Annotated in this window: 12 protein-coding genes; all 12 read right to left on the minus strand. The window is 66.3% G+C overall.

Annotation, left to right across the window (positions count from 1 at the left end; all coding sequences use genetic code 11):
- Positions 1-7: 7 nt before the first annotated feature.
- Positions 8-619, minus strand: a complete 612-nt coding sequence (locus HTA01S_RS06485; RefSeq protein ID WP_068168005.1) for a hypothetical protein — start codon at positions 617-619, stop codon at positions 8-10.
- Positions 616-1299, minus strand: coding sequence for a hypothetical protein (locus tag HTA01S_RS06490; protein WP_157571986.1), 684 nt, complete (start codon positions 1297-1299; stop codon positions 616-618). The genes HTA01S_RS06485 and HTA01S_RS06490 overlap by 4 nt, the downstream gene beginning before the upstream one ends.
- Positions 1287-2696, minus strand: a complete 1410-nt coding sequence (locus HTA01S_RS06495; protein ID WP_157571987.1) for a hypothetical protein — start codon at positions 2694-2696, stop codon at positions 1287-1289. The genes HTA01S_RS06490 and HTA01S_RS06495 overlap by 13 nt, the downstream gene beginning before the upstream one ends.
- Positions 2697-2724: 28 nt before the next feature.
- The gene (locus HTA01S_RS06500; protein WP_068168015.1) at positions 2725-4431 is read right to left on the minus strand and encodes a GspE/PulE family protein; all 1707 of its coding nucleotides are present in this window, start codon (positions 4429-4431) and stop codon (positions 2725-2727) included.
- The gene (locus HTA01S_RS06505) at positions 4428-5636 is read right to left on the minus strand and encodes a type II secretion system F family protein (RefSeq protein WP_169804748.1); all 1209 of its coding nucleotides are present in this window, start codon (positions 5634-5636) and stop codon (positions 4428-4430) included. The genes HTA01S_RS06500 and HTA01S_RS06505 overlap by 4 nt, the downstream gene beginning before the upstream one ends.
- Positions 5637-5716: 80 nt before the next feature.
- The gene (gspG, locus tag HTA01S_RS06510; RefSeq protein WP_068168018.1) at positions 5717-6175 is read right to left on the minus strand and encodes a type II secretion system major pseudopilin GspG; all 459 of its coding nucleotides are present in this window, start codon (positions 6173-6175) and stop codon (positions 5717-5719) included.
- 38 nt (positions 6176-6213) lie between these two features.
- Positions 6214-10176 (minus strand): RHS repeat domain-containing protein, encoded by a 3963-nt coding sequence (locus HTA01S_RS06515; RefSeq protein WP_157571989.1) that lies wholly within the window; start codon positions 10174-10176, stop codon positions 6214-6216.
- Positions 10177-10274: 98 nt separating this feature from the next.
- Positions 10275-10616, minus strand: coding sequence for a hypothetical protein (locus tag HTA01S_RS06520; protein ID WP_068168023.1), 342 nt, complete (start codon positions 10614-10616; stop codon positions 10275-10277).
- Positions 10617-10746: 130 nt separating this feature from the next.
- On the minus strand, positions 10747-11364 hold the full coding sequence (locus HTA01S_RS25130; protein ID WP_157571990.1) for a hypothetical protein: 618 nt from the start codon (positions 11362-11364) through the stop codon (positions 10747-10749).
- 5 nt (positions 11365-11369) lie between these two features.
- Positions 11370-16493, minus strand: coding sequence for an RHS repeat-associated core domain-containing protein (locus HTA01S_RS06525; RefSeq protein WP_068168026.1), 5124 nt, complete (start codon positions 16491-16493; stop codon positions 11370-11372).
- Between the two features lie 152 nt (positions 16494-16645).
- Positions 16646-22984, minus strand: a complete 6339-nt coding sequence (locus HTA01S_RS06530) for an Ig-like domain-containing protein (protein WP_157571991.1) — start codon at positions 22982-22984, stop codon at positions 16646-16648.
- A 10-nt stretch (positions 22985-22994) separates the two neighbouring features.
- Positions 22995-23584: hypothetical protein (locus HTA01S_RS06535; protein ID WP_218017310.1), on the minus strand; the 590-nt coding region annotated here is incomplete at its 5' end.

A 23584-nucleotide genomic window follows, 5' to 3' on the forward strand; every position in this document is an offset into this window, starting at 1 on the left:
CTGGGTTTCATGACGGGTTGCCCAACTCAAGGCTTTGCAACTGGTCCAGGGGCAGGTAGCGCAGCATCAGTTTGCTGCCTTCGATCGCTTCGACCCGATACTGCTCCAGCAAGGTATCGCCGACTTGGACCACGAAGCTCCGCTCTGCGTAGCGAAGGAAATACTTGGGTTGTCCGCCCTCGTTCATGCTGCCGATCACCGTGAACGGCAGCGGTGGCGCGGTGGGCGCAGGGGGATCGGCGACCGCATCCTGCGGCCCGGCGGCCTCCGGCGCTGAAGGAGGCGCCTTTCGTGCCCAGGCGGGCGATGCAAACAGATCGCTCAGCGGGTCCGAGTCCTCTGCGTCAAAACGGGCGCGAATGACCAGGACCTCGGCCTCGTTTTTGTCAGCGGCAGAGCCAGCGCTTTCCCGGCCAGATGGTTCCCTGCCAGGTTGCTTCTCTGCGGCGCGCCCCATGTTGCCCGGTGCGACCGCTGGTTGAGCCTGCGGACGAGAAACCTGGTCTCGTGCTCGCGGACTCAAGGCGACATCTGCCGGGTCTTCCGCAGGCGGCGCCAGCCAAGCTGCGATCAAGGTGGCCATCAACACGAGCAACAGGACCCATCGGGTACGGTTCATCGCCCCACTCCTTCTTCGGACATGGACCCACGACCCGAAGCACTGTGGGCGGGCGTCCGGGTGAACAGCACCCAGCTCAGTTGCGCCTCGATGTCGCCCGTCTGCACCCCCTCCCGCTTGAAGCGGATCCCATCCAGCGCCAGTTGGGGTTGCGCCAGCAAAGCGGCCTTGATGAACCGGTGGATCGCCTCTGCGGGGCCCTTGACGGGCAGGTTCATCCGGAACCGCAGAAACTCACCCTGGGGGTCGGCCTGGGACTCGTAGTCCCCCCGTTCGATCAACAACCCTTGATCCTCGGCGTTCCGGAGCAGATCCTGAACCGCCTGCGCAATCGCGTCGTGCGCCAACAGGTGTTTCTCAAAAGCCAGCAGGTGCGCCCGCGCTTCTCGTCTGGGGTCCGGCAAAGACGGCGTCGAAGCGGCACCGGTCGTCGGCCGGGATGCCGTGGACGCCTCCGCGTTGGCCAACTGCCGCTGCAAGCGCTTGAGCGCGTCTTGCTGCAGCGCCAGAAACCCCAGCAGCGCCAACGATGCCAGCAGCAACGACAGATTGAGCCAGCCCCACACACCGTGCCGGAGGTTGAACCGCATGGCAAGCTGGCCAAGCTTCCACAGCGCAACCCGCCCGAACCGGGACGCGGGATGGCGATTCCGGGAACTGCCGACGATCAGTTGTTCCACGTCGCCTCCAAGGTGAACCGAACCTGCTTCTCGGTCGCGCCGTCGACCCACTCATGCTTTCGCAGATAGGCACCCGTGAAAGGCCTTCGCCCCGACACGAAGGCCACGTAGCGCATCATGTCGGCGCTGCTGGGCGCCTGCGCCACGATGCGCACGCTGGACGATTGCCTCGACGGCCCTCCCCGACCCACGCTGTCAACGCTCAAGACCGCCACCCTCAGGTCCTGGGGAGGTTCGAGAGAATGCAGCAAGGCGTGCACCGGCAAGTTGAGTTGTCGAATCGCCTGATTGACCGCTGGAATGCGCGCCAGCTCCTGTTTGGTCAGCGGATTCGCCGGCACAGAAAGGGCTGCGGGCTGGCTGTGCTGGGCCACCGAGGCCTCGATCGACGCCGTCAAACGGGCCCGGCTCCCTGCCATCGAACCCAGCAGCAGCAAGCCCAGGCACAAGCCCACCGCCAACGGGACCAGCACGGCTTTTCTGGGGCGACGGTCCGAGACCGCATCCAGCGCGTGGGGAGGCGCAGCGTCGACCAATCCAACCAGCACATCGCCCAGCGAAGGATCAAGCTCACCCGTCGATGCCATCCGGGTCTTCATGGACACAAACGGGGCCGGCCATTCCGTGCGGCGGGGATCGCCCAATCTGCCATCGAGCAAAGGCAGGTCGGTGGTGGACGCCCACTGCGGAAACCGCAAAGCCAGCCGGCGCCATCCGTGCGCCAGTTGTTGGACCACGTCTGAATCAGAGGATGGCGCGCCCGTTGGGTCGATGCGAGCGCCGCCATCCAGCGGCACCGCGTGCCATTCGGCCAGGTGCGCGCCGCGCACCCGGGAACCCGGGGCACCCATGATCACCAGGGCTTCGTCGTGGAGCACCGCCAGCATGGGGACAGACGCGTTGCGGCCAAATACAGACCAACAGGCCAGGGACGCCACCCTGACCGAACGCAGTCGCAGCGACCAGGCCCGCGCGTGGTCTTCCAGCCAGGCCAGCACCTCGCCCGGGTAGGCCACCGCCAGACGGGGCAGGCCCATGGGCGCATCGTCCAGGCGCACCCGGTCGGCGCCATGGACCTCATAGCCTTGCGCCATCAGGTGCGATCTCGCCAGTGCCATGGCGGAGGCCTCCCGCAGGAACCCGTCACTCCATGGCACCAGGTCCATGGCCACCCAGGGGTCGGCCAGCCACACATGCAGGGGGGTGTTCGGCGCGGCGTCGGCGAACGGCGTCGCTGGCAAACCCGCCAAGGCGGCCATCAGTGACGGGCGCGACACCTGAGGGTCACCGGGCACATCCACACACCCCCACGACTCCCATCGCGCCGCCTTGCCGGTGCCCACAACCGCCCCCCACCGCACCTGGCGCGCGCCCAGAACCAGCCACAGCGCCCGCACCACAACCTGGCTTTCGCGCGTGGACGCTTCAGCCGGCGACACGAAGCACCTCCTCCAGCGTGGTTTCTCCGCGGGCCACCCAGTCCAGCGCCGTATCGAACAGTGGGCGCAACCCGCCCTGCGCGGCGTGGCTCTTGAGCGTCGAGATCGGGGCCCGCTCGGCAATGAGCTCCCTCAGGGTGTCGTTGAGCATGAGGACCTCGGCGGCCGCCTTGCGCCCCCGGTAGCCGACACCGCGGCAGTGCCCACAACCCTGGCCAGCCTTGAACGACCAGCCCCTGACCCGATCCCGCGTCAACCCGGCCTGCTCCAGCGTCTCGTCGTCGACCGCCACCTCGACAGCACAATGGCTGCAATTCATGCGCAGCAAGCGCTGCGCCACGATGCCGTTGAGCGCCGCCGCAAAGCTGTAAGGGTCCACGCCCATGTGCAGAAACCGGCCCAGCACGTCGAACACATTGTTCGCGTGCACGGTGGTGAACACCAGGTGCCCCGTGAGCGCCGCCTGCACCGCGATCTGCGCCGTCTCGTCGTCGCGGATTTCGCCCACCATGATCTTGTCCGGGTCGTGCCGCAGGATGGATCGCAGACCCCGGGCAAACGTCAAGCCTTTCTTTTCGTTGACCGGAATCTGCAAGACCCGGGGCAGGCGGTACTCCACCGGGTCCTCGATGGTCACGATCTTTTCGCGCCCGCTGTGGATCTCCGTGATGGCCGCGTAGAGCGTGGTTGTCTTTCCCGAGCCCGTCGGCCCGGTGACCAGCAACATGCCGTGCGGCTTGGCCGCCAGCCGCCGGATCGCCGTCATGGACGCGCCGTCCAGGCCCAGGTTGTCCAGCCGCAACGACCGCGCCTCTTCGGTCAGCGACTGCCGGTCCAGCAGGCGCAACACGGCGTCTTCCCCAAAGATGTTGGGCATCACCGACACCCGGAAGTCGATCTCCCGGCCCGAGACACGCACCTTGAAACGCCCGTCCTGAGGCACCCGCCGCTCCGCGATGTCCAGCTCCGCCATCACCTTGATCCGCGAGATCACCTGCTCGGCCATCTCCTGGCCAGTCACCTGCGTGATGTGCACCAGCACGCCGTCGATCCGGTACTGCACGTACAGGCAGCCCGCGTCACATTCCAGGTGGATGTCGCTGGCCTGAAGTTTCAGCGCGTCGTAGAGGGTCGAGTTCACCAACCGAACCACCGAGCTGCCTTCGTCGTTGATGGACGCCAGCGAAATGTCGGCGGCCACCTCTTCGTCGGATGGGCGGTCCGTTACCGCATCGAACCCATCCATCGCCCGCATTTTCAGTTCCAGTTGGGCAAGGTAAGCGTTCAGATCGTCCGGATGCGCCAGCACCGGCTGGCAGCGGCCCAGCGTCGCCTGGGCCCGCCTGAGCGCCCAGGCTTCGGTGGCTTCGTCGAACGGATCGGCCATCACCAGCATGGCGTGCCCCGAGGAAGACCTGCCCAGCAGGACGCCCCGCTGCTGGCAATCGGTGAACGCGATGCCGTCGAACTCGGCGGCGAGGCCTTGCAGATCCGCCATGGACAGCACGGGATACCCAAAACCGCTCGCCAGCGCCGCCATCAACCACTGCGGGTTCCATCCCGTGGTCTGCTGCAGGGCCTGCACCATGGAAAGGTCCTGGGTCGCGCTCAGGCTGCGCGCTGCCGACAACACCTCGGCCGAAAGCTCGACCGCCAACGGATCGGTCACGCCGGCTTGAAACAATCCACTCATTGCAGGCTTCCCGCGAGGTCGAATATGGGGAGATACATCAGGACCACCACGACCCCGATCACGACACCGATGACCGTCATCAACACGGGCTCCAGCAGACGGGAGGTCCAGTCGACCCAGCGGGCGAAATCGTCGTCCACGAACTGGGCGGTGCGCTCCAGCATCTGGGCCATCTGCCCCGACCGCTCGCCCACCCGCACCAGGGACTCCGCCACCGGATGGGCCAACGAGGCCGCCACCAGCGCCACCGAAAGACTCTGCCCCTGCTCCACCGCCTGCTGGCAATGGACCAGCCGCGCCTGCTGGGCGCTGCTCAAGAGGCCCGTCACCATGCCCATGGCCTTGGACAAGGGAATGCCCGCCGCCAGCAACAGGCTGACGGCTCGGTAGAAACGCGCCAACCGGAACTCGTCCGACCGGCGGGCAAAGAAGGGCAGCTTCAGGACTTGCGCCAGCAACCAGCGACGCCCCTGCGGCCGGAACACCAGGCCCCCCAAGCCACCCAGGCCCAGCAGCAAAGCGGCCAGTGCGACGGGCCAGTGGTTGTAGATCGCCCGGCCAAAAGCCAGCAGGGCCGCCGACATCCACGGCAACTCCCGCCCGGACGATTCGTAGACCACGGCAAACCGTGGCACCACGTAGCCCAGCAGGAACAAGGTCACAAACCCGCCCACCGTCAGCAACATGGCCGGGTAGATGGCCGCCGACACCAGCTTCTTGCGGATGGTCTCGAACTGCGCCTGGTACGCGATGTAGCGTGCCAACGCCTGAGGCAGGTCACCCGTTCGCTCCGACGCACGAACCGTGGCCACGTAGACCTCGGGAAAATGCTGCGGCATCGAGCCCAGCACATCCGAGAAATTGCGTCCCTCCCGCAGCGCCTGCAGCACCTGCGTCAGCACCGACCGCGCCGCGGCCTGCCGTTCCTTGGCCTGCAAGGTCTCCAGGGCCTCGGTCAGGTTGAGCCCGGCATCCAGCAGCGCCAGCAGCTCCTGGCTGAACAGATGCAGCCCGAACCGCTCCCTTCCGGATGGCCTGACCGGGGTGCTGGCGGCCACCCCGGCATCCATGGCCATCACCCGAAACCCTCGGGCCACCAGCTTGCGGACCGCCTCGCTCTCGGAAACACCGTGCAGCTCCATCCACTGGACGGACCCGTCCGGCGCCTGCACCCGGGCGCGCACGAGCGAAGGCGAAGCTCCCAAAGGGCTTCCAACCGAAGCACTCTCTGCCGAGCGCTTCGTGACAGTGGGCACGGAAGACGACATGCGTCGTTACAGGACGGTCATCGGTAACTGATGTCCGCCGCGTCACCCTCACCACCCGGCTGGCCGTCTTTGCCGAGTGACGACAGATCGAAGTCATCGCTCTGGCCCGGCGAACGGTACACATACGGTTTGCCCCAGGGGTCCAGCGGCACCGCCTTTTGCAGATACGGCCCGGACCATTTGGCCTCGTCCTGCGGCCGAACGACCAGGGCGTTCAAGCCCTGCTCCGTGGTCGGGTACCGGCCCGTGTCCAGGCGGTAGGTGTCCAGCGCCTTGCTCAGCCCTTCGATCTGGGCCTTGGCGGTGCCGCGTTCGGACTTGCCCAGCTGCGCAAAGTACCGCGGTCCGACATAGGCCGCCAGCAGACCGATGATGACGATCACCACCAGCAACTCAAGCAGGGTGAAGCCGCGCGAGCGCACCGGTCGCGAAAAAGCTGAGCGAAGAAAAATGAAACAGACTGGCTTGTCGGACATGGGGGTGCTCGTAGGGGAACAGTTGCGCTGATGCAATTTCATGGCTGATCGATGCGGATCTGCCATCTGAAGCCCAGGGAGGACTTGATGAACGTGGGACTGAGCTTGAACGGCGAGCGAAGCGTCACGGTGTCGTTGGTGCGCCCCATGCCGTACCGACTCACGGCACCGAACCTCAGCAGCGGCTGAACCACCTTCATGCCCATCGGAGCGCCCACCAGACGCGCGTCAATTCTCCCCGCATCCGGGCCGATGTTGTTCACATCCGCGCGCAGCTTGTACTCCCAGGTCCGCCGGTCCACCCGCGTCTCGCTGACCAGCGTCGTGCCGCACATGTACACGTTCCGGTTGTCGGTGCGGCTCAGCCCGCTCCAGCCTCGGTCGAGGTTCACCATCTGATACGGCTGCCCCGTGATACCGAAGTAGTTCGGGTCCAGACTGTTGACCAGGCCCACGTTGATCTGGTACCTGGTGATGAACTCCGGCACGCAATCGCTGACCCCGGTGACGGTGGCCTCCTGCATCACGTTCCAGTTCTCCGGCGTGAAGGTCAGCTCCGCGGGCGCGACCACCCCTTCATTGGGCCGGCTGGAGGACAGCGGCACAACAACGGCGGCCGTCGGGCGAGTGCCCAGGCGCAGCGCGATCTTGACGCTCTTGCCTCTTTCGGTCGTGAGGCGAACGCGCTCTGGGTTGCGCTCCACCAGGAAGCCCGATTGCTGCGCCGGACGAACCACCACCGCTCCCGGCGCGAACGCCTGCGCGCTGCCTTTGGCATCGGTCACCGCGGCGTACACGTAGTGCACCCCCACCGGCAGGTCGCTCACGTCCCAGTCGTGGTGCCCGCTTTGCACCCCGGCCGGCATCGCGATGCCTTCGACGATCGGCGTGCCATTGAAGGCCGTGTTGGTGCTGCTGCGGTAGAGCGATACCGTGGGCGGGATGTTCGGGTCGTTGCTCTCCCAGGCCACCCGCACGATCCGGCGCTCGCCCATCAGCTCGCCCACCGTGGCTTTGCTGGGCGACAGCAGGGTGATCGAGGGCGACACGTAGGGCGCGGTGCTCACGTGCAACAAGCTGGGCTCGGTCCAGTCGCTGCTCTCGTTCTTCGCATCGATCGCCCGGGCCCGCCAGTAGTACGGCGTGCGGTCGTTCAGCGAGGGCGTGACGATCCAGCCGGTGTTGGGCGACTCGCCCTCGGTCACCAACTGGGTCAGGGCCGCGTCCTGGAACACCTGGAAGCCGTAGCGCACGGTGTCGCCGTCCGGGTCGGTGACCGCGTTGAGGAGCAGGCTCGGCTGCAGGGTCTCGGTCCAGGCGCCGTAGCCCGGGTTGCTGACCGTGGGCACAGGCGGGAGTTCGTTCACCGCGTTGACCCGGAAGTCGCCCCCCACCCAGGCCGACTCGGCGCGCCCGTCCTGCGCTTTGACGCGCCACCAGTAGCGCTGGTTCTCCACCAGGGTGGGCGTGGTCCACAGCGTCTGCCCGCTGCCGGAGGCGATCACCTGCCCTGAGCTGCGTTTGTCGGCCGAGTCGAAGGTGTTGGCCGTGTCCACCTCGAACACGTAGGTGAGCAGGTCGTTGTCGGCGTCGCTGCTGTTCTGGATCACCAGCGTGGTGCTGGGCGACGTGCTTTCGCTGCCCGCGGCCGGGCTCACCAGCACGGGCGCGCTGGGCGCGGCGTTGCCGGTGTTGACCGTGAAGGCGCGCGCGGCGGTCTGCGTCGTGGCGCCGTGGGCGTCCCGGGCGATCACGCGCCAGTAATACTGGGCGTGGTTGGTCAGCGCCTGGGGCGGCGTCCAGCTGGTGCTGCCGCTGGGGTCGGCACTCAGATCGGCCACCTCGGTCACCAGCTCGCTCAGCGCGGCATTGGCGTAGACCTTGACGCTGTAGGTGATCGTGTCCTCGTCGCGGTCGCTGCTGTTGGTCCAGGTGAGCACCGGGGTCAGCGTGGCCACCTCGCTGCCCGGCGTGGGGCCGGTCAGGTTGAAGGCATCGGGCGGGTCGTTGAAGGTGTTGACCGTGAAGCGGCCGTTGACCCAGGCGCTGTACACCGTGCCGTCAAAGGCCCGGGCGCGCCACCAGTAGCGGGTGTTGTCGTTCAGGTCGCTGGGCACCTGCCAGGTGGTGGGCTGGGCCACCCCGCCGATCGCGGGGGCCTTGGGCACGGTGGTCGTGGCCACTTGCTGGGTTTCGGCCGCGTCGGAGAACACCTCGAACTGCAGTTGTGTGGTCGGGTCGTTCTCTTGGGTCGAGGTCATGACCGACAGCGTGGGTTTGAGCGAAGTCACCTGCGTGCCCGCCAGCGGCGAGACGACGGTGGGCACGCCCGGGCCCGGCGCCGGGGTGTTCTCGGCGTTGACCTGGATGCTGGCCGAGCGCGTGGCCGACAGCAGGCCGTCGCTGGCGGTGTAGACGATCACGTAGGTGCCCGCCGATCCCTTGGGCGGTGTCCACTCGAACACCGCCGTGGCCAGCCCGGGGTTGTTCGGGTTGGCGGGTTGCTGGGTCAGGCTGGCGCCGGTGGGCAGGGGGGCGGCCGTGAGCGTGACCGGCTTGCCCTGCGGGCTGCTGGCCTCGACCAGGAACGACACGGTCTTGAGCTCGTCCGTGACCCGGTTGGGAATTAGCTGGATCACCGGGGGCAGCGCCTGCACGGGCGGCGCCTGGAACTCGGTGGTGTACTCGCCGGTGCTGTTGGCATCGAGCAGGTTGATCCAGTATTCGATCTGTTTGGTGTCCTTGTTGCGGGTCTTGGACAGCCAGACGTTCTCGCCGAGGATTTCCTTGGCGTCCGAGCGCAGCACGCGGCCCAGGGCCTTGGTGCCGCCGTACGGGTCGCGCAAGCGCACGTACACGAAGCCCGCCGTGGGCGGCATGCTCAGGCGGAAGTTGGCCGTCTCGCCCGAGCCGGTGGTCGCCGTCAGGGTGGCCAGCGCGGTCTGGTCGGTCACGAGGGTGTCGGGCCCGTCGGACTCGTACAGGCGGATCACGTCGCCGTCTTTGGCGAGGAAGTCGCGCACGGTGTCGCGCCCCGGCAAATCCACCCGCACGTCGCGGATCAGGAAGTGCGCGTTGGTGGCCTGCATGATGGAGGTGAGCGCCCCGCCCAGTTCGTCGGCGTGGGTGAACTTGGCCGTGAATTCGACGAACTTGCCCGCCAGCGTGGTCTCCATCACCCAGCGGCCCATCTTGGCGCTCTGGGGCGCGATGTCGCCGAAGTCGATCAGCAGGCTGTTTTGCACCGGGGCGTCGTTCACATAGCTGCCGGTGAGCAGGAAGTTGATCAGCAGGCCCTGGTTGTTCTCCACGATCTTGGGCTGGGCCGAGTCGATCTTGAGGTTGCGGGCCACGGCCAGGCCGGTGTTGTTCACCCGCACGCCCAGGGTGAAGGGCTCCACGGGTTCGATGGGCGCGGTCAGCGCGTCGTCGGCCCACACGTCTTCGGGCAGGAAGTAGTCCAGCGTGAGCAGGGGCAGGGGTTTGACGGTGATCACGTCGGGCGTCACGTCCAGCACGGTGTCTTCGCCGCCGTAGTGGTAGGTCAGGCGCGCGCCCACCAGGTATTTCTTGCCCAGGGGGTTGCTGGCGGCAGCACCCGGCGCGGGGATCAGCAGCCAGTTGATGGCCGCCGTGGTCTGCGGGCCGACCGAGCCGGTGCCGTCCACGTCGGAGATGTTCTGTTTGTTGGACAGGCGGATGAAGAATTTGGCCGAGAGGTTGTTGGGGTCGCTCGTGATCGCCACCGGTGTGCCGTCTTCTTCGGTGACCTTGACCTCGACCTTGACGTTCTCCACCACCCCGGCGTCGGTGGTGTTGTTGATCTTCATCTCGGCGTCGAAGGCCTGGCGCTCCAGCGTGAGTTCTTGCTTGATCTCGATCTTGACCCGCGCGCACACGGTCTCTTGCGCCAGCGCCGGCAGGGCCACCAGGCCCAGCACCATGACCGCGACGGCGGCGCGCGCGCGCCCCAGCAGCGATCGCGCCCAGATGTGGTTCACCGAATGGCCCTCCATCTCAGGCCCTTTGTTTCTGGTGTGCATAGACGTTGTACGCATGAGTGGGTGGGGGAAGGAAGAAAGAGAAAGCAAAGAAGTGCTCAGAGGTAGCTGGCGGTCTTGTGGCCGCTGGGGCCGAGCACGGTCTTGCCCACCACGCCGTAGTCGGCCTGCAGGTTCACGTGCAGCGTGGTTTCCAGGTAGCTGCCTTCGTCGGCGACCCAGGTGTAGATCGTGATGTCGTCCCCGTCGGCCCGCGACCCGGCGGGCTCGGTGCCGATGACGGTCTTGAGTTGGGTCAGGGACATGCCTTCGGTCACCACTTCGTACGCGCCGTAGAGGTCTTTGGAGTGCAGTTCTTCGTTGTCGCTGCCTCCGCAGGCGGTTAGGAGCAGGGTAGAAGCGATCAGAGCTAGGAAATGGCGTTTGAATAGAGGGTGCATGAGCGAGGATTCAGGGCTACTAGTTCGATATTAAAATTGAAATTTCGGATCGAACAAATCAAGGAAGAATATTAGAAAAGAGAAAAACCAAACCCCAGGAATGCATGAAAAACCAACAAACTCAAATAGGCTAAACGAATGTATCCATGACAACTAAGTGACTCCATGAGTCATCGAATGCACCCGAAAAATAAAATAAACCAACGCCAGCCCGAATGATTGGAAGAAGCGGAGCCAGTCCGTAATGAAGAATAACTGCCGATGATGTAAAGTCAGAAAACACTAGATCAGCAGCCAACTTTGCTTCACGAGCGGTTACGCAATTCGGGTCTAGGCAAACCAAACCGATATTAAAATCCAATTTTGAAACAAACTCTTGCCACCCGGGGATTAAGGTCACCAAGTAAACCAAGCAAGCCTGCTCGCCGGATGAAATCTCAAAAATTTCAGATGAAATGAAAACGCAAGAGCTCAAAACTTTTAAACGTGAAGCAAGCCTATATTTCGCACCCAAACCTTCAAATCGCTCTACAACCAAAATATAGAAATCCAAATTTTTACCTTGAGATGCCAACTCCTTTCTGGCAAGCTCAAGCGATTTCTCTCTCAATTCACTGCGTTCAGAGCTATAGATTCCCCTCTTTGACTCGTGCTCAACAATGAAGCCAGAAAACAAATGTGCACCCGAAGGTAGACGTCGCTCACTCAGCACATCCAACGCCTGCACTTGAAACTCGCTATTGCCCATAGAACTCAATAATCATAATGATCCCCTGTGGAGTCATTCCAATGAGGCCCTCGATTTTGAGGATCTCCAGGCCCATAGTTGTGAGGCGGGTCATCTCGGATGAATTTTTTACCGCCAAAGTTAAACTGACACTTCCCTGTTTTCTTGCCGAGATTATCAACTGCAGGGACCTTTTCAAAAGGAGCATTCATCGGCAAGCCCATTCTTCGCTTGGCTTCACGAAATGCACCATTTCTACCTGCACCCGGCGGACTGAAATTGGGAGGCCTTGCGTTATGCACCAACGCCCCATCCACCCCAACGAAGAAGGTGTGCGCATTAGCCACCTCCAGGTTGAACACCGGGACGGTTCTTTTCTCGATGCGGATGTCTTCAATGATGGCAACGCGTTCAGCCTGGCCTGAACCAGCCAGCGCATCAGGCGGCTCATCCCCACGGCCCTTGAGCAGCAGCTGCCCGCCCTTCCTCAGCAGGATGGCGTCCCTCCAGCCTTCCGTGGTCTTGAACGGGTGGCCCTCGGTGGCGGTGATGGTCTGGCCACCGTCCAGCGTCAGGTGCACCAGCACCGTCTCGGGCCTCGTGCTGGTGACGATGTCGGTGACCTTCTCGTAGCTCAGGCGCTGGTCCAGCCGCTGGCCAGCGCTGTTCTTGGCGCTGCCCGGCTCTTTCCACTCCGCCAGCGCCAGCACCTCGTCTCCGGGCCTCAGATCCTTGATCGCCTTGCGCTCGGTTCGACCCCATTGCGCGTCCTGCGCGCTGGCGCCCATGGGTTTGACGTGCACCTCGATCTCGGGCGTGAAGCTGTTGCCGAACAGGCCGCCCAGCGCACCCAGCCCGGCGCTCAAGAGCTTGCCGAACTTGCCGCAGGGGTCGGGCAGCGGCAGCATGTCCCACAGGCAGTCGACCAGGCACTCCTTGGCGTTGTCCCCCCAGTTGACCTGCCCGCACGCGGCCATGTCCATGAGCGCGCTGGTGGCGTTGCACATGAGGTTGCAGCGGATGTAGTTGGCCGCCATGCAGGGAAGCATTTCGCCGGTGGGGTCGGTGTAACGGTGGGGCGCAGCGCCCGCGTAGGCATACAGGTTGATGCCACCCTCGAACCCGATCGGGTCGCGGCTCAGGTAGCGCCCGGTGGCCGGGTCGTAGAAGCGCCGGTCGTTGTAGTGCAGCCCGGTCTCGGCGTCGAAGTACTGGCCGGGGAAGCGCAGGTGGTTGACCATGGCCAGACTCGGGTCGGCACTGGTCTGCACGGTGGCTTTGCCGAAGGCGTCGTACTCGGCCGCCCAGACGAGCTTGCCCGCCTTGTCGGTGATGCGCTGGGGCGTGCCCAGGTGGTCGTTGTGGTAGTAGACATAGCGGCTTTGGCCCGCGTTGGCCGGGTCGGGGATGCGCGCGTACAGCGGGCTGTCGCTGTTGCTGCGCTGGGGGTTCCAGCCGTAGCTGACCTGCACCTGCCCGCTGGCGTTGGCTTCGGCCAGCAGGCCCCATTCGCTGTGCAGGTAGTGGGTGGTGTCGGTGGGCGTTTCCTTGCGGATGCGCCGGTCAAACGGGTCGTAGGTGTAGCGCGCGATCAGGCCGTCGGCGCCGTCGCGCACTTCGCTCAGGCGGTTGAGCGCGTCCCAGACGTAGCGCTTGGTGCCAGCGGCGCCGCTGATGGCGCTGTGGGTCTGGCTGACGAGGTTGCCGGCAGCGTCGTAGGTGTAGGTGATGCTGCCGCCACCCTCAGCCGGGCGTTGCGTGAGCTGGCTGGCGTTGTCGTATTGCCAGGCGAGCGCGCCGGTGCGGTCGTGCGTGACGCGGTTGTTGTTGGCGTCCAGCGTGAAGGTTTCGCTGCGGCCAGAGAACAGGGGGCCTTCGACCTTGACCAGGCGCCCGGCGTCGTCTCGCGAGTAGTCGATGACCGTGCCGTCGCGTGTGCTGCGGGTCACGTCAGCGAGCTTGCCGAACTCGTTCTGCAAGTCGAACACCGTGGCCTGGGCAGGGTTGAGCACCTGCAGGCGGGTGAGCTCCTGGTAGCCGTTGAAGGTCTTGCGCTGCACGCTGCCACCGGGCAGCACGATCTTGGTCGGCTGGTACCACTGCCATTCGGAGACGCTGAGGATGCCTTCGCCGGGAATGGTGGCGCTTTCCAGCTGGGCGCTGGCGTCGAAGGTGTAGCTGATGGTCTGGCCGTCCGGGCCGGTGTAGGTCTTGGTCTGGCCGTTGCCGTAGTAGGTGTAGCTGTGGGTCAGGTTGAAGCCGGCCGTGCCTGCCGTGGCGCCATCCTTGCGGGTGAGGGTTTCGTTCAGCAGGCGGTCGGCGCCGTCGAAGGCGCTGACCGATTTGTATTCGGCGTCTTCCCACTCCAGCAGGTTGCCGGTCTTGTCGTAGCGGAAGTCAATGGTGCGCGCCAGCGTGCCCAGGGCGTTGTACTGGCGCTGCTGGGTCACCCGCCCGGCGTCGTCGTAGCTGTAGACGGTCTTCTGGCCGTTGGCCTGTTCGACTTCGGTGGCGCGTTCGGCGGCGTCGTAGCTGTAGCGGGTGGTGTTGCCCAGCGGGTCGGTCTTGCTGACCATGAGGTCGCGCCGGTCGTAGCCGAAGGTGGTCTTGCCGCCCCGCGGGTCGGTCACTTCGATCACGTTGCCGCGCACGTCGTGCACCAGCTTGAGCGTGTTGCCCAGCGGGTCTTTCATCTGCGTGGCCTGACCGTGCGGCGAGTACTCGTAGTAGTAGGTCTTGCCCTCGGCGTTGGTGATGGCTTTGCGCCGGCCGACCTTGTCGTAGGCGTAGCTCTGGACACGGCCCTCGGGGCCGACGTTGTCGCTGCGCAGGCTCAGCAGGTTGCGCTCGTTGTAGCGCTGGATGCGCTGGAACGTGGGGTAGCGGATGAGGCTGGCCTGGTGGAAGTTCTTGTCGGTGCCGTCGGCCTCGGCGTAGTCGAACTCGAAGCTCTGCTCCTTGCCGTCCTTGGCTTTGCTCAGGCGGGCCAGGGCGTCGTATTCCATGGCCATGCTCTTGCCGGCCGCGTCCTTGACTTGCGAGATCTGGCCCAGGGCGTTGTATTGGGTCTCGTAGATCTCGCCCAGCGGGTTGATGCGCTGGCTCAGCTGGTTGAACGGGTTGTAGCGCCACTGGTGGGTGCGCCCTTCTTCGTCCACCGCGCTGAGCATGTTGCCGACTTTGTCGTAGGCGATCTGCACCACGAAGCCCAGGGGGTCGACGGTGCGCACGGTGTAGCCATCCGCGTCGTATTCGTAGCGCCAGGTGTTGCCCAGGGCATCGGTTTCGCTCAGCAGGTTGCCCGCGCGGTCGTACTGGAGCTGGTAGGCGTGGCCTTCGGGGTCGGTGACGCGCTTGAGCTGGCCCTGCTCGTCGTATTCACCGAGCCAGACGGCGTCGGGCGTGACCGTGCCATTGGGTTCGGTGCGACCGACGTACTTGACCTCGGTGACCTGCTTGAGGGCGTTGCGCTTGAGCTCGATGACGCGCTGGTGCACCGTGCCCACGGCGCGGGTGATGGTCAGCAGGTTGCCGACATCGTCGTGGGTGTAGGTGGTGCGGAAGCCTTCCTGGTCCACCCGCTCGGTGGGCTGCAGGTGGATGGCCGAGTGGGTGGTGCGAACGCTGCCACCCGAGGGGTTGGTCACGCGGATGATCTGTTCGAACTCGTTGCGCTGGACCTGGGTGGTGTGGCCGCGTGAGTTGGTGCTGGCCTCGATGCGTGCGCCCGAGTCGTACAGCATCTCGTGGTCGGTCTTGCCGTTGGTGACCTGGCGCACCAGCTTGCCGATGCGGTTGTGGGTGAGCTCGCGGTTCAGCCGCCCCGCGGCCGTGACCGGCCCGGTGATCTTGCTGTTGAACTGTTTGTTGACGTCGTCGTAGCTGAAGGCGTAGTCGGTCACGCCGCCGTCGGCCGCGGTGTGCTGGCGCACCAGGCCGTCTTTGTAGGCGAGTTTCTCGATGCGCCCTTCGGCGTCGGTGATCTTGATGATGCGGCCCGAGCGGTCGTAGTCGTAGCGGGTGACGTGGCCGCGCACGTCGGTGACGGTGCTCAGGCGGTTGCCGGCGTTGTAGCTGTACTTGACGCTTCTGGCGGGCAGGTCGCCGGCCAGTCCGGCCACGGGGTAGTCCCTGACTTCGGTGATCAGTCCGCCTTCGTAGTGCAGGGTGAAGAGCACGCGCCCGTTGGCGTCGACCACGCCCTTGACTTCTCCCGTGCCGTCTCGCACCAGCCACACGGGGATCTGGTTGCGCTCTCCGTAGGCCACCACCTGGCCCTGGGTGTTGTAGTCGATCCAGGCGCCGCTTCTGTCGCCCCAGCGGTAGCCTTTGGGGTTGTCCACGGGGGCGAGCGTGATGCGCCCGCTGGTCAGCTGGCTGGCCGCGCTGGTGGGCAGTTCCTGCACCGGGCGTTTCTCCAGCCACGAGCGGTTGCTGAAGGCGTAGCGTCCGCCTTCGCCCAGGTACAGCTCGTTGACGCGGCGGATGCCTTCGAGTTCCTGGCCCTGGCTGTACATGGCGCCGCCACCGCCGCCACCCCCACCGCCGCACATGCTTACCCAGTCGGCGTTGACCCAGGTGCCGGGGCCGTAGCTGCTGGCGGAGGCTTCGCCGCCGATGACGCGGTTGAAGGGGGTGCCCCGGATGGGGGGGGCGGGCTCGGCCACGAATTCGTAGCTGTCTTTGCTGGCGATGCCGCCGTCGGCTATGGCGCTGCCCGCGGGAATGAACACCCTCTGGCCGCTGGGCTGCCAGTCTTCGTCGACCCAGACCCAGCAGGTCTGGTCGTCCGGTGGCGGGGGATCATCGTCGCATTCGGGGTCTTTGAGGGGGTCGCAGCGTCCCGCCGACAACACGGCCCCGTCGGCCTGGCGCCCGCCCGTGAGGTTGCTCCAGCTGACCGACAGGCTCTCCCAGTGGGGGTTGAACTTCCATTCCCGCCCGTCCCAGTAGCGCGCCCAGTCCACGGCACCGCCCACGCTGGCCAGGCTCATGTCGGTCTGCGCGATGGTCGCGAAACCGTTGGGCATCGTGACCTTGATGCCGTTGCTCTGCGCCACGCCCGCGCGGATGCCAGGCGGGGTTTCTGTGCCTTGGGCCTGGGCTGGAGCGCTCTGGAGCAGCAGACTCAGCGCGGCTCCCAGGCCCAAACCGACGAGCCTCGTCCATGTGTGAACCGATCGACGCTTCGACGCCCGGACCAGGTTTGCGGCAGATGATGGTGTGGTCATGGATAACTTGGCTTGCACAGAAAGGGACTCACGCTCGGTATCTCGTGGGCTCGTTTGGGGTGACGTCGGGCTCATTGGCACACCTCGACACCATTGCGGGGTATGCCCACGCACCGCGGGCCACCGGGAAGAATCCCGCCGCCTCCTCCACCGCCGCCAGACCCTCCACCGCCACAGCATTTGTCACCGCACCAGGCGAGGCACCCGGGTCGCGTCCACGGCAGAGGCGTCGAATTGCCGCCTGGAGGCGCAGGGCACGTGCTGTTGCTGAACCGGAAGAAGTTGGTCGCCGTGGCGCCCTTGGTGACTTCGCCATTGGCGCACTCCGCCTCGGATTCCACGGTGGTGCCGTTGTGGTAGTTGAAGCACCCTCCGCCCGAGGCTGTGGAGCTGCTGGCCGCACCTTCCAGGGACTGCAGCGCCACCACGCGGTACGGCAGGGTCACGCGTTGCTTGGCGCCCAGCGTCTCCGGCACAGGGCTCAGGAACTCGAACCGGAAGTAAGGATCGCTTTTCGGAAAAGTCTGCTTCAGGTTGTCGGCCCGCACCAGACCGTGGTTGGTCAGGCTGAGTTCGCCGTAGTACACGTCACCCGCCGCCATCGCGGGCAGGTTCACGCTGGAGGGCTGCAGCACCACCACGGCCGTGGGCACGTCGGTCTCGAAGGTGGCGCTCAAGGTGATGTCGTAGCGGTCTTCGATGATGATCTCCCGCACGTTCCACTCCACCGTGATCAGGTTGTAGTTGAGGAACAGCGGCTGGTTCTGCGTGATGCCGGGTTTGATCTGCAGACGACCTGAGACCTCCTGGTGGTTGTTGGCCTTGGCCTTGAACTGGTACCGCCCGGTGGGCACGTTCTGGAACAGGGCCTCGCCCAGGTTGTCGGTCACCATCTCCAGGGTGATGGTGGGCACGTCTTCGTGTTGCAGGGTGATGCTCGCACCCTGCAGGCCCTGGATGAGCTGGCCGTCCTTGCCCACGGTGGCGGTGTAGATGTCGCCCGCCTTGAACAGCACGTTGCCCTGCCCGCTCTGGCTGAGGCTGGCGTAGACCTTGACGGTCTGGGCCGCAACGTTGTCGCCCACGATGTTGAGCCAGAACTCGTAGACGCCTTCGGCCACGCTGGCCGAGGGGGTGAACGAGAGGTCCACCGTGCGCGTCTCGCCCACCGGCAGGCTGCCGTTGGCCTGGCTGGCGATGGCAACCCACGAGGGCACGGCGCTGCCGTCAGGCTGGCTCAGACTGAACTGCAGGTTGATGGCTTCTTGCAATCCGCTGTTCTTGATGGAGACCGACTCCACCTGCGCGCTGCCTTGGGCCAAGCCGGTTTCGACGAAGCTGGGCGTGCTGACCAGGTACGGCGTGGCTTCGGACAGGGTGTAGTCCACCCGCACCACGCCCAGGGGGGCGTTGGGGCTCTCGTCGGCCACGACGTTGAAGATCAGCGCGCCGCTGGGCTGGGCTTCGTGGGTGGCGCTGAAGACGGCGGGGATGTTGAGCGTCTGGCGCTCGACCACGTTGACCGGGGCGGCCAGGGTGACCTCCACGCCGGCCGGGATCTGGCCGGTGGGCTGGTTCACGGCGTCCAGCGTGAGGCGCAGGTGGGTGGCCGAGGTGCCCGCGCCCGCGGTGACCTTGAACGGGATGGTGAAGGGGTAGTTCTTGGGCAGGTTGAGTTTGGCCAAGGCGGGCGTGACCGTCACGCGGTTGATGGTGAAGCTCTTTTGCTCGGGCCGGTCTGTGATGTCCGGGTGCACGGCGCTGACCTTGAAGAGGCCGGCGTCGGTGACGGTGGGCTTGAAGGTGTAGCTAAACACCCCGGCGCTGTCAGTCAACACCTGGAAGCTGCGCTCGAAGCCTTGCTGGTTGAGCACCAGTTTGAGGCGGGCGTTGGGCATGGGCGCGGCGCTGCTGCGCTCGATGGCGCGCCCGCTGATCACCACGTCCTGGTCGCCGAAGGAGCTGATGGGGCTCACGTTGGTGACTTCACCCAGGTAGGCGGTTTCTCCGAGGGAGACGGATTTCTCCGAGCCGCGCCCGGTGATCTGGATTTCATCGGCCTGAGCGCTGTGGTAGCGCAGCTTGTCGACTTCGAGCTTCACGCGAATGCTGTTGGGGCTGGCGCTGGGCACGTTGAGTGCGAACACTTCGGAGACGTAGCTGCTGCCCGCGGCGATGCGGGCCACGGTCTGCCCGTTGGTGAGCGTGACCACGTTGGCGCCCAGCGCTTGCTGGTAGGGCTGGGTGGCCAGCACGTTGCCGTCGGCGTCCAGGATCTTGAAGCGCAGTTCGTTGGACGGGTGGGCTCCGTTGCCGGTGGCGGTGAGCAGCTCCACGTCGACTTCGGTGGTGTTCTCGATGCTGAGCTTGACCTGGCCCGTTGCACCGCGGGTGAACGATTCCGTGGCCAGGCCGACCACCAGGGCGCCTTCGCCCACCTGGACCGTCTGGCTGCGCGCGAGAGTGACCCGGGGGCCATCTTCGGGCGCGATCTCGATGCCCACCAGCACCTGGGGGGCCCCGGGCAGATCGGCATAGCCGCCCACCACCACGGGAACGAGCCGGGTTTCGTTGGGCGCCAGGCTGAGCACGGCCGAGCGGTGGTCCTTGAACTGGGTGGATTGCGCGTTGACGGGCACCCGCACCAGCGCGGTGACGTTGCCCAGCGTCTGGGCCGAGGTGTTGGTGACCTGGACCTGGAGCCGGTTCATCACGCCGCGCAGCAAGGGCAGCCCGGAGGCGATCTGGCCGCTGACGTTGGGCAAGAGCACGCTGCTGGCCAGCTCGATGCCGTTGGCGTCCACGGTGGCCACGGTGTAGCGCCGCTCGCCGCTGGTGAAGCCGGTGTCTTCGAACTGGGTGGCCGTGATCGGGGCCGGGGTGAGCAGCACGGGGCTGCTGTCTGGCCCGACGTACACCTTGTAGCCGGCCACGTTGCCGTTGGGCGCCGTCCACGACACGAGAGGCAGGGCGTTGCCGAGCTGCTCGACCTGGAGGTTGCGCACGGGCAGCAGGCTGGCGTTGAGGTAGGCCGAGTTGGAGATGGCCGATTCGTTGCCCGCCGCATCCACCGCCGTGACCACGTAGGCGCCTTGCGTGGGCGAGGGGCTGGTGTCGTAGGTCTGGGTGAGCTTGATCAGGGTCTTGATCGGGCTCAGGCCTTCAACGCTGTTGATCGCGGTGCCGGTGGCGCGGTACAGGCGGTAGTGGTCGACCTGGCTGGCCAGCGGGGCCTGCCAGGTGGCGTAGATGCCCTGGCCGGTGAGCGTGAGCGTGAGGTTCTGCGGCGCACCGGGCGCGTTGGCGATGGTGGTGACGCTCACGGGCGCGCTCTGGCCAGACAGGCTTTCCTGGCCGTTGACCTGCCGCACGGTGGCCACGGCATAGAGGTAGCTGCCATCGGCGGGCGTGCTGTCGATGTACTCGGTGCCGGCGTTGCGCGCCAGGGCTTCGAGCGCGGGCTGCCCCGGGCCACGGCGGTAGAGCTGGTAGCTGCTCGCGCCGTCGACGGCTTGCCAGCTCAGGCGGACTTTGCCGCCCGGTTGTGCCTTGGCCGAGAGGCCAATGGGCACGTCCAGCGGCGGCAGATCGCCCTGGTACACCTGGAACTGGTTGAAGGCGGCGACCTGGCTGGAGACGTTGTCCAGCGCGTCCTTGGCGGTGTGGCGCAGGCTCAGGGTTTCTGGCGCGCCCTGCCCTGCGTCAGCGGGCAGGGTGAAGCTGGCGCTGTAGGTGGTGGCGCTGGTGGCGGTGAGCGTGAGGTCCACCGCCGTGCGGTTGGCCCCGGAGAGCAGGTAGCGGACCTGGGGTGTCGCCGCCGGCGGTTTGCTGAAGGTGAGCACCGCGCCCAGGTTCGGGGAGCCTTCGTTGCGGATGGGGGCCGCGGGCGTGAGCTCGATGGACGTGAGGATCGGGCCTTGGGTGTCGATCTTGAGCGTGGCCCCGGCGCGCACTTGCGTGCCGCGGTTGCCCACGGTGTCCCGCGCGGAGAACAGCGCGTCGGCCACACCGGAAGGGGTGTTGCCCGCGATCAGGAAGCTGCCCTGGTACGCGGTCTCGCCGGTCTTGGACAGGTTGACGGTGATGGGGCTGCCCCCTTGCGGCACGATGGACAGGTAGGGCGTGGTCTGCAGCGGCTCGCTGGTGGTGAGCGTGAGGTCCACACGGCCTTGCCCGAGCGCGCCGGTGGCGGGGTCGGTCTTGCCGCTGGTGGCGTAGACGATGGAGACGGCCTCGGGCGCCGTGGAGTCGGACGCGGCACTGGCGGCGTTGGTGGGCTCGGAGGGCGTGGCGGCCGCGTTGACGGCGACGACACGGTAGGTCCAGCTGCCGTCGCTGGGGGGCAGGTCTTCGTAGGTGTTGGCCGTGACCATGCCGCCGTTGACCTTGGTGGCTTCACCGATGAGGGTGAAGCTGTTGGGCGCGCGGTAGATCTGGTAGCCCACCACGTTGGCATCGGTGGCGCGTGTCCATGTGAGTTTGACCGGCCCACCGGTGAGCGCGGTGGCCACCAGGTTGGACGGGCTGCCCGGCACGGTGGTGTCCAGGGTGATGGTGACGCCGGCGGACAGCTCGCTGCTGCCGTGGGCGTTGCTGGCCTGGGCCTGGATGAGGTTGGCGCCGGGCTGCAGCTCCAGGGTGGTGGTGAATCGTCCGTTGCTGCCGACGGCGATCAAGCCGCCTTGTGCCTGGCCGCCCCGGAACACCTGGACGTTGCTGCCGGCGGGGGCCGTGCCGCCCACGGTGGTGGAGGTGGCGCGGGTGACGCTGCCGTTGGCCGGCTCGCTGAGGCTGGGTGCGGCGGGCGCGGCGTGGGCCACGGTCACGGAGAAGGTCTGCACCGTGGTGTTGCCCAGCGAATCGATGACCCGAAGCGCCAGGGTGTGGGCGCCGTTGGCCACGGCGTCGATGTTCAGCGCCGCGCTGAAGCTGCTGGTGCCGCTGGCGGTGGCGACGACGGCGGCGTCGAGCAGCAGTTCGGCGCGGGCGATGCCGCTGCGGTCGCTGGCGGTGAAGGTGACGGACCCGCTGGTGGCGATGACGGCGCCGTTGGCGAGCACGGAGGTGCCCAGACGGATGCTGCTCACGTCGGGCCCTTCGGTGTCGGGGCCCAGGGGGACCCGCGCCAGGGTGACGCTGCGGGTCTGTTCGCTGGTTCGGCCGACGGCGTCGGTGGCGACCACGCGCAGGCTGTGTTCGCCATCGGGCTCGCTGTCGATGTTCCAGGCGAAGCTGTAGGGCGCGGCGGTGTCGGTGGCTTTGAGGGCGCCGTCGATGTGGAAGGCGACGCTGGTGATGCCGCCGCCGTCGCTGGCGCTGGCGTCGATGCTGACGGACTGGCTGATCACGCTGCCGGCGGCCGGGTTGGCGATGGCCACCACGGGCGCTTCGGTGTCGATGCGCACGCCACCGGCCAGGCTGGCCGTGACGATGGTGCCCGCGGCGTTGCGGCACTGGGCGCTCACGGGTTTGACGCCGTCACCGGCGGAGAGGGTCAGCTCGGCTTGCGCGCGCTCGGCGCCCAGCGGCTGGAAGGCCACGCCGGAGAACGCGCCGCCTTCGGCGATGCGGTATTCGGTGGCGTTGGTGCAGGCGATGTCGAACAGGACGTTGCGCTGGGCAAAGTAGGTCGATGGGCGGGCCAGGCGGATGGAGGGGTTGAGCAGGGGTGCGGCGGCCAGGGGCGCGCCGTGGTCGACCCCGGTGCTGACGGCATCGCCCTGGCCTTGTGGGTTGCCCACGCTGTCTTTGGCGCCGCTGGCATGCCCCCACCAGTTGCCTCGGGCGTTGAGCACCACGCTGGGGGTCTGGTTGTTCACGCCCGTGTTGCGGTTGCCCACGAACTGGGAGCCGGTGACGGTGGCCGCGCTGCTGTCGCTGGCGAGCAGGCCGGTGCCGTTGCGCAGGAAGCTCGATCCGGTGATGGCGGGATGGGCGCCGTCGAGCAGTTGCAGGCCGACGTCGCTGTCGCTCAGGTTCAGGAATTGCAGCCCAGGGCTCCAGCCGCGCAGGGTGAGCGCGGCTGCGGGCGCGGTGGCTCCCGGCGCGGGGCCGGCGTAGCGCACGCTCCAGCCGTTGAGGGTGAACTGTCCACCAGCGGCGGCGGACTTCTCGATGCGCAGGCCTCGCCAGTCGCCAGCGGCGGGTGTCTGGGGCGCAGCGCCCGCCTGGCCTCCGACGCTGTCGTCCTTCTGGCTGGTCAGGGTCACGTCCCGGCCCGGGCTCAGCTGGTCTCGCACCACCAGTTGTGCCTCCGGGCCGAATTTGATGACCACGCCATCGTCAATCGTGAGCGTGCCGGCGCCCAGAACTTGTGCGGACAACAGGACGGCGGCCACGGCGATCGCGGACCGGCGGATGCGCTGGGACTTCATGGAGAAGAGGGGTCGTGTGATGGGTGTTGTTGTCATGTTCACGCCCTCAAGGTGCCACCGTCACCACACCCGAGGTGGCGCTGAGCATGCCCGTGCCACTGGCCGTGACGGTGGAGGTGCCGGCCGCCAGGCCGGTGAGTTTGAGCGTCGAGGTGGTGTCGCTGCCTGCGGCAATCGTCCCGGTCGCCGGAACCGTGGCCACGCCGGGTGCACTGCTGGTGAAGGTGACCGTCATTGGGGCAACCACCGTTTGGTTGTTCGGGTAGACGGAGTCCGGCACCGACAGCGACACGGAGAAGTTCGACTGGCCACCCACGGTCGTGTTAGCGGGGCCGCTGAACACCAGTTGGGGCTCCACGGTGCGAATCGACAGATCGGGCGCGGTGGTGTGCCCCACGGCGGTGGCCGTGACGGTGGTGTCGCCCACACCCACGCCGGTGATCTGGAAGTACGCCGTCGATTGCCCCGCAGGAATGGTGACCGTCGCGGGAACCGAGCAGATCGAAGGCGCGCTGCACGCCAGACTGACGGTCAGAGCCTCCACGCCATTGAAAGCCGTGCCGTTGACCGCACGCTGCACCGCCATGGAGTACAGGTAGGTGTTCATCCCCTTGCCCACCACTTCCGCCGTCTGGG

Source organism: Hydrogenophaga taeniospiralis CCUG 15921 (genome assembly GCF_001592305.1).
GTDB classification, from domain to species: domain Bacteria; phylum Pseudomonadota; class Gammaproteobacteria; order Burkholderiales; family Burkholderiaceae_C; genus Hydrogenophaga; species Hydrogenophaga taeniospiralis.

Excerpts from the sequence above, each read along its gene's own strand:
- HTA01S_RS06485 (WP_068168005.1), bottom strand. The coding sequence starts at position 619 with ATGAACCGTACCCGATGGGTCCTGTTGCTCGTGTTGATGGCCACCTTG.
- HTA01S_RS06500 (WP_068168015.1), bottom strand. The coding sequence starts at position 4,431 with ATGAGTGGATTGTTTCAAGCCGGCGTGACCGATCCGTTGGCGGTCGAG.
- gspG (WP_068168018.1), bottom strand. The coding sequence starts at position 6,175 with ATGTCCGACAAGCCAGTCTGTTTCATTTTTCTTCGCTCAGCTTTTTCG.
- HTA01S_RS06520 (WP_068168023.1), bottom strand. The coding sequence starts at position 10,616 with ATGCACCCTCTATTCAAACGCCATTTCCTAGCTCTGATCGCTTCTACC.
- HTA01S_RS25130 (WP_157571990.1), bottom strand. The coding sequence starts at position 11,364 with ATGGGCAATAGCGAGTTTCAAGTGCAGGCGTTGGATGTGCTGAGTGAG.
- HTA01S_RS06530 (WP_157571991.1), bottom strand. The coding sequence starts at position 22,984 with ATGACAACAACACCCATCACACGACCCCTCTTCTCCATGAAGTCCCAG.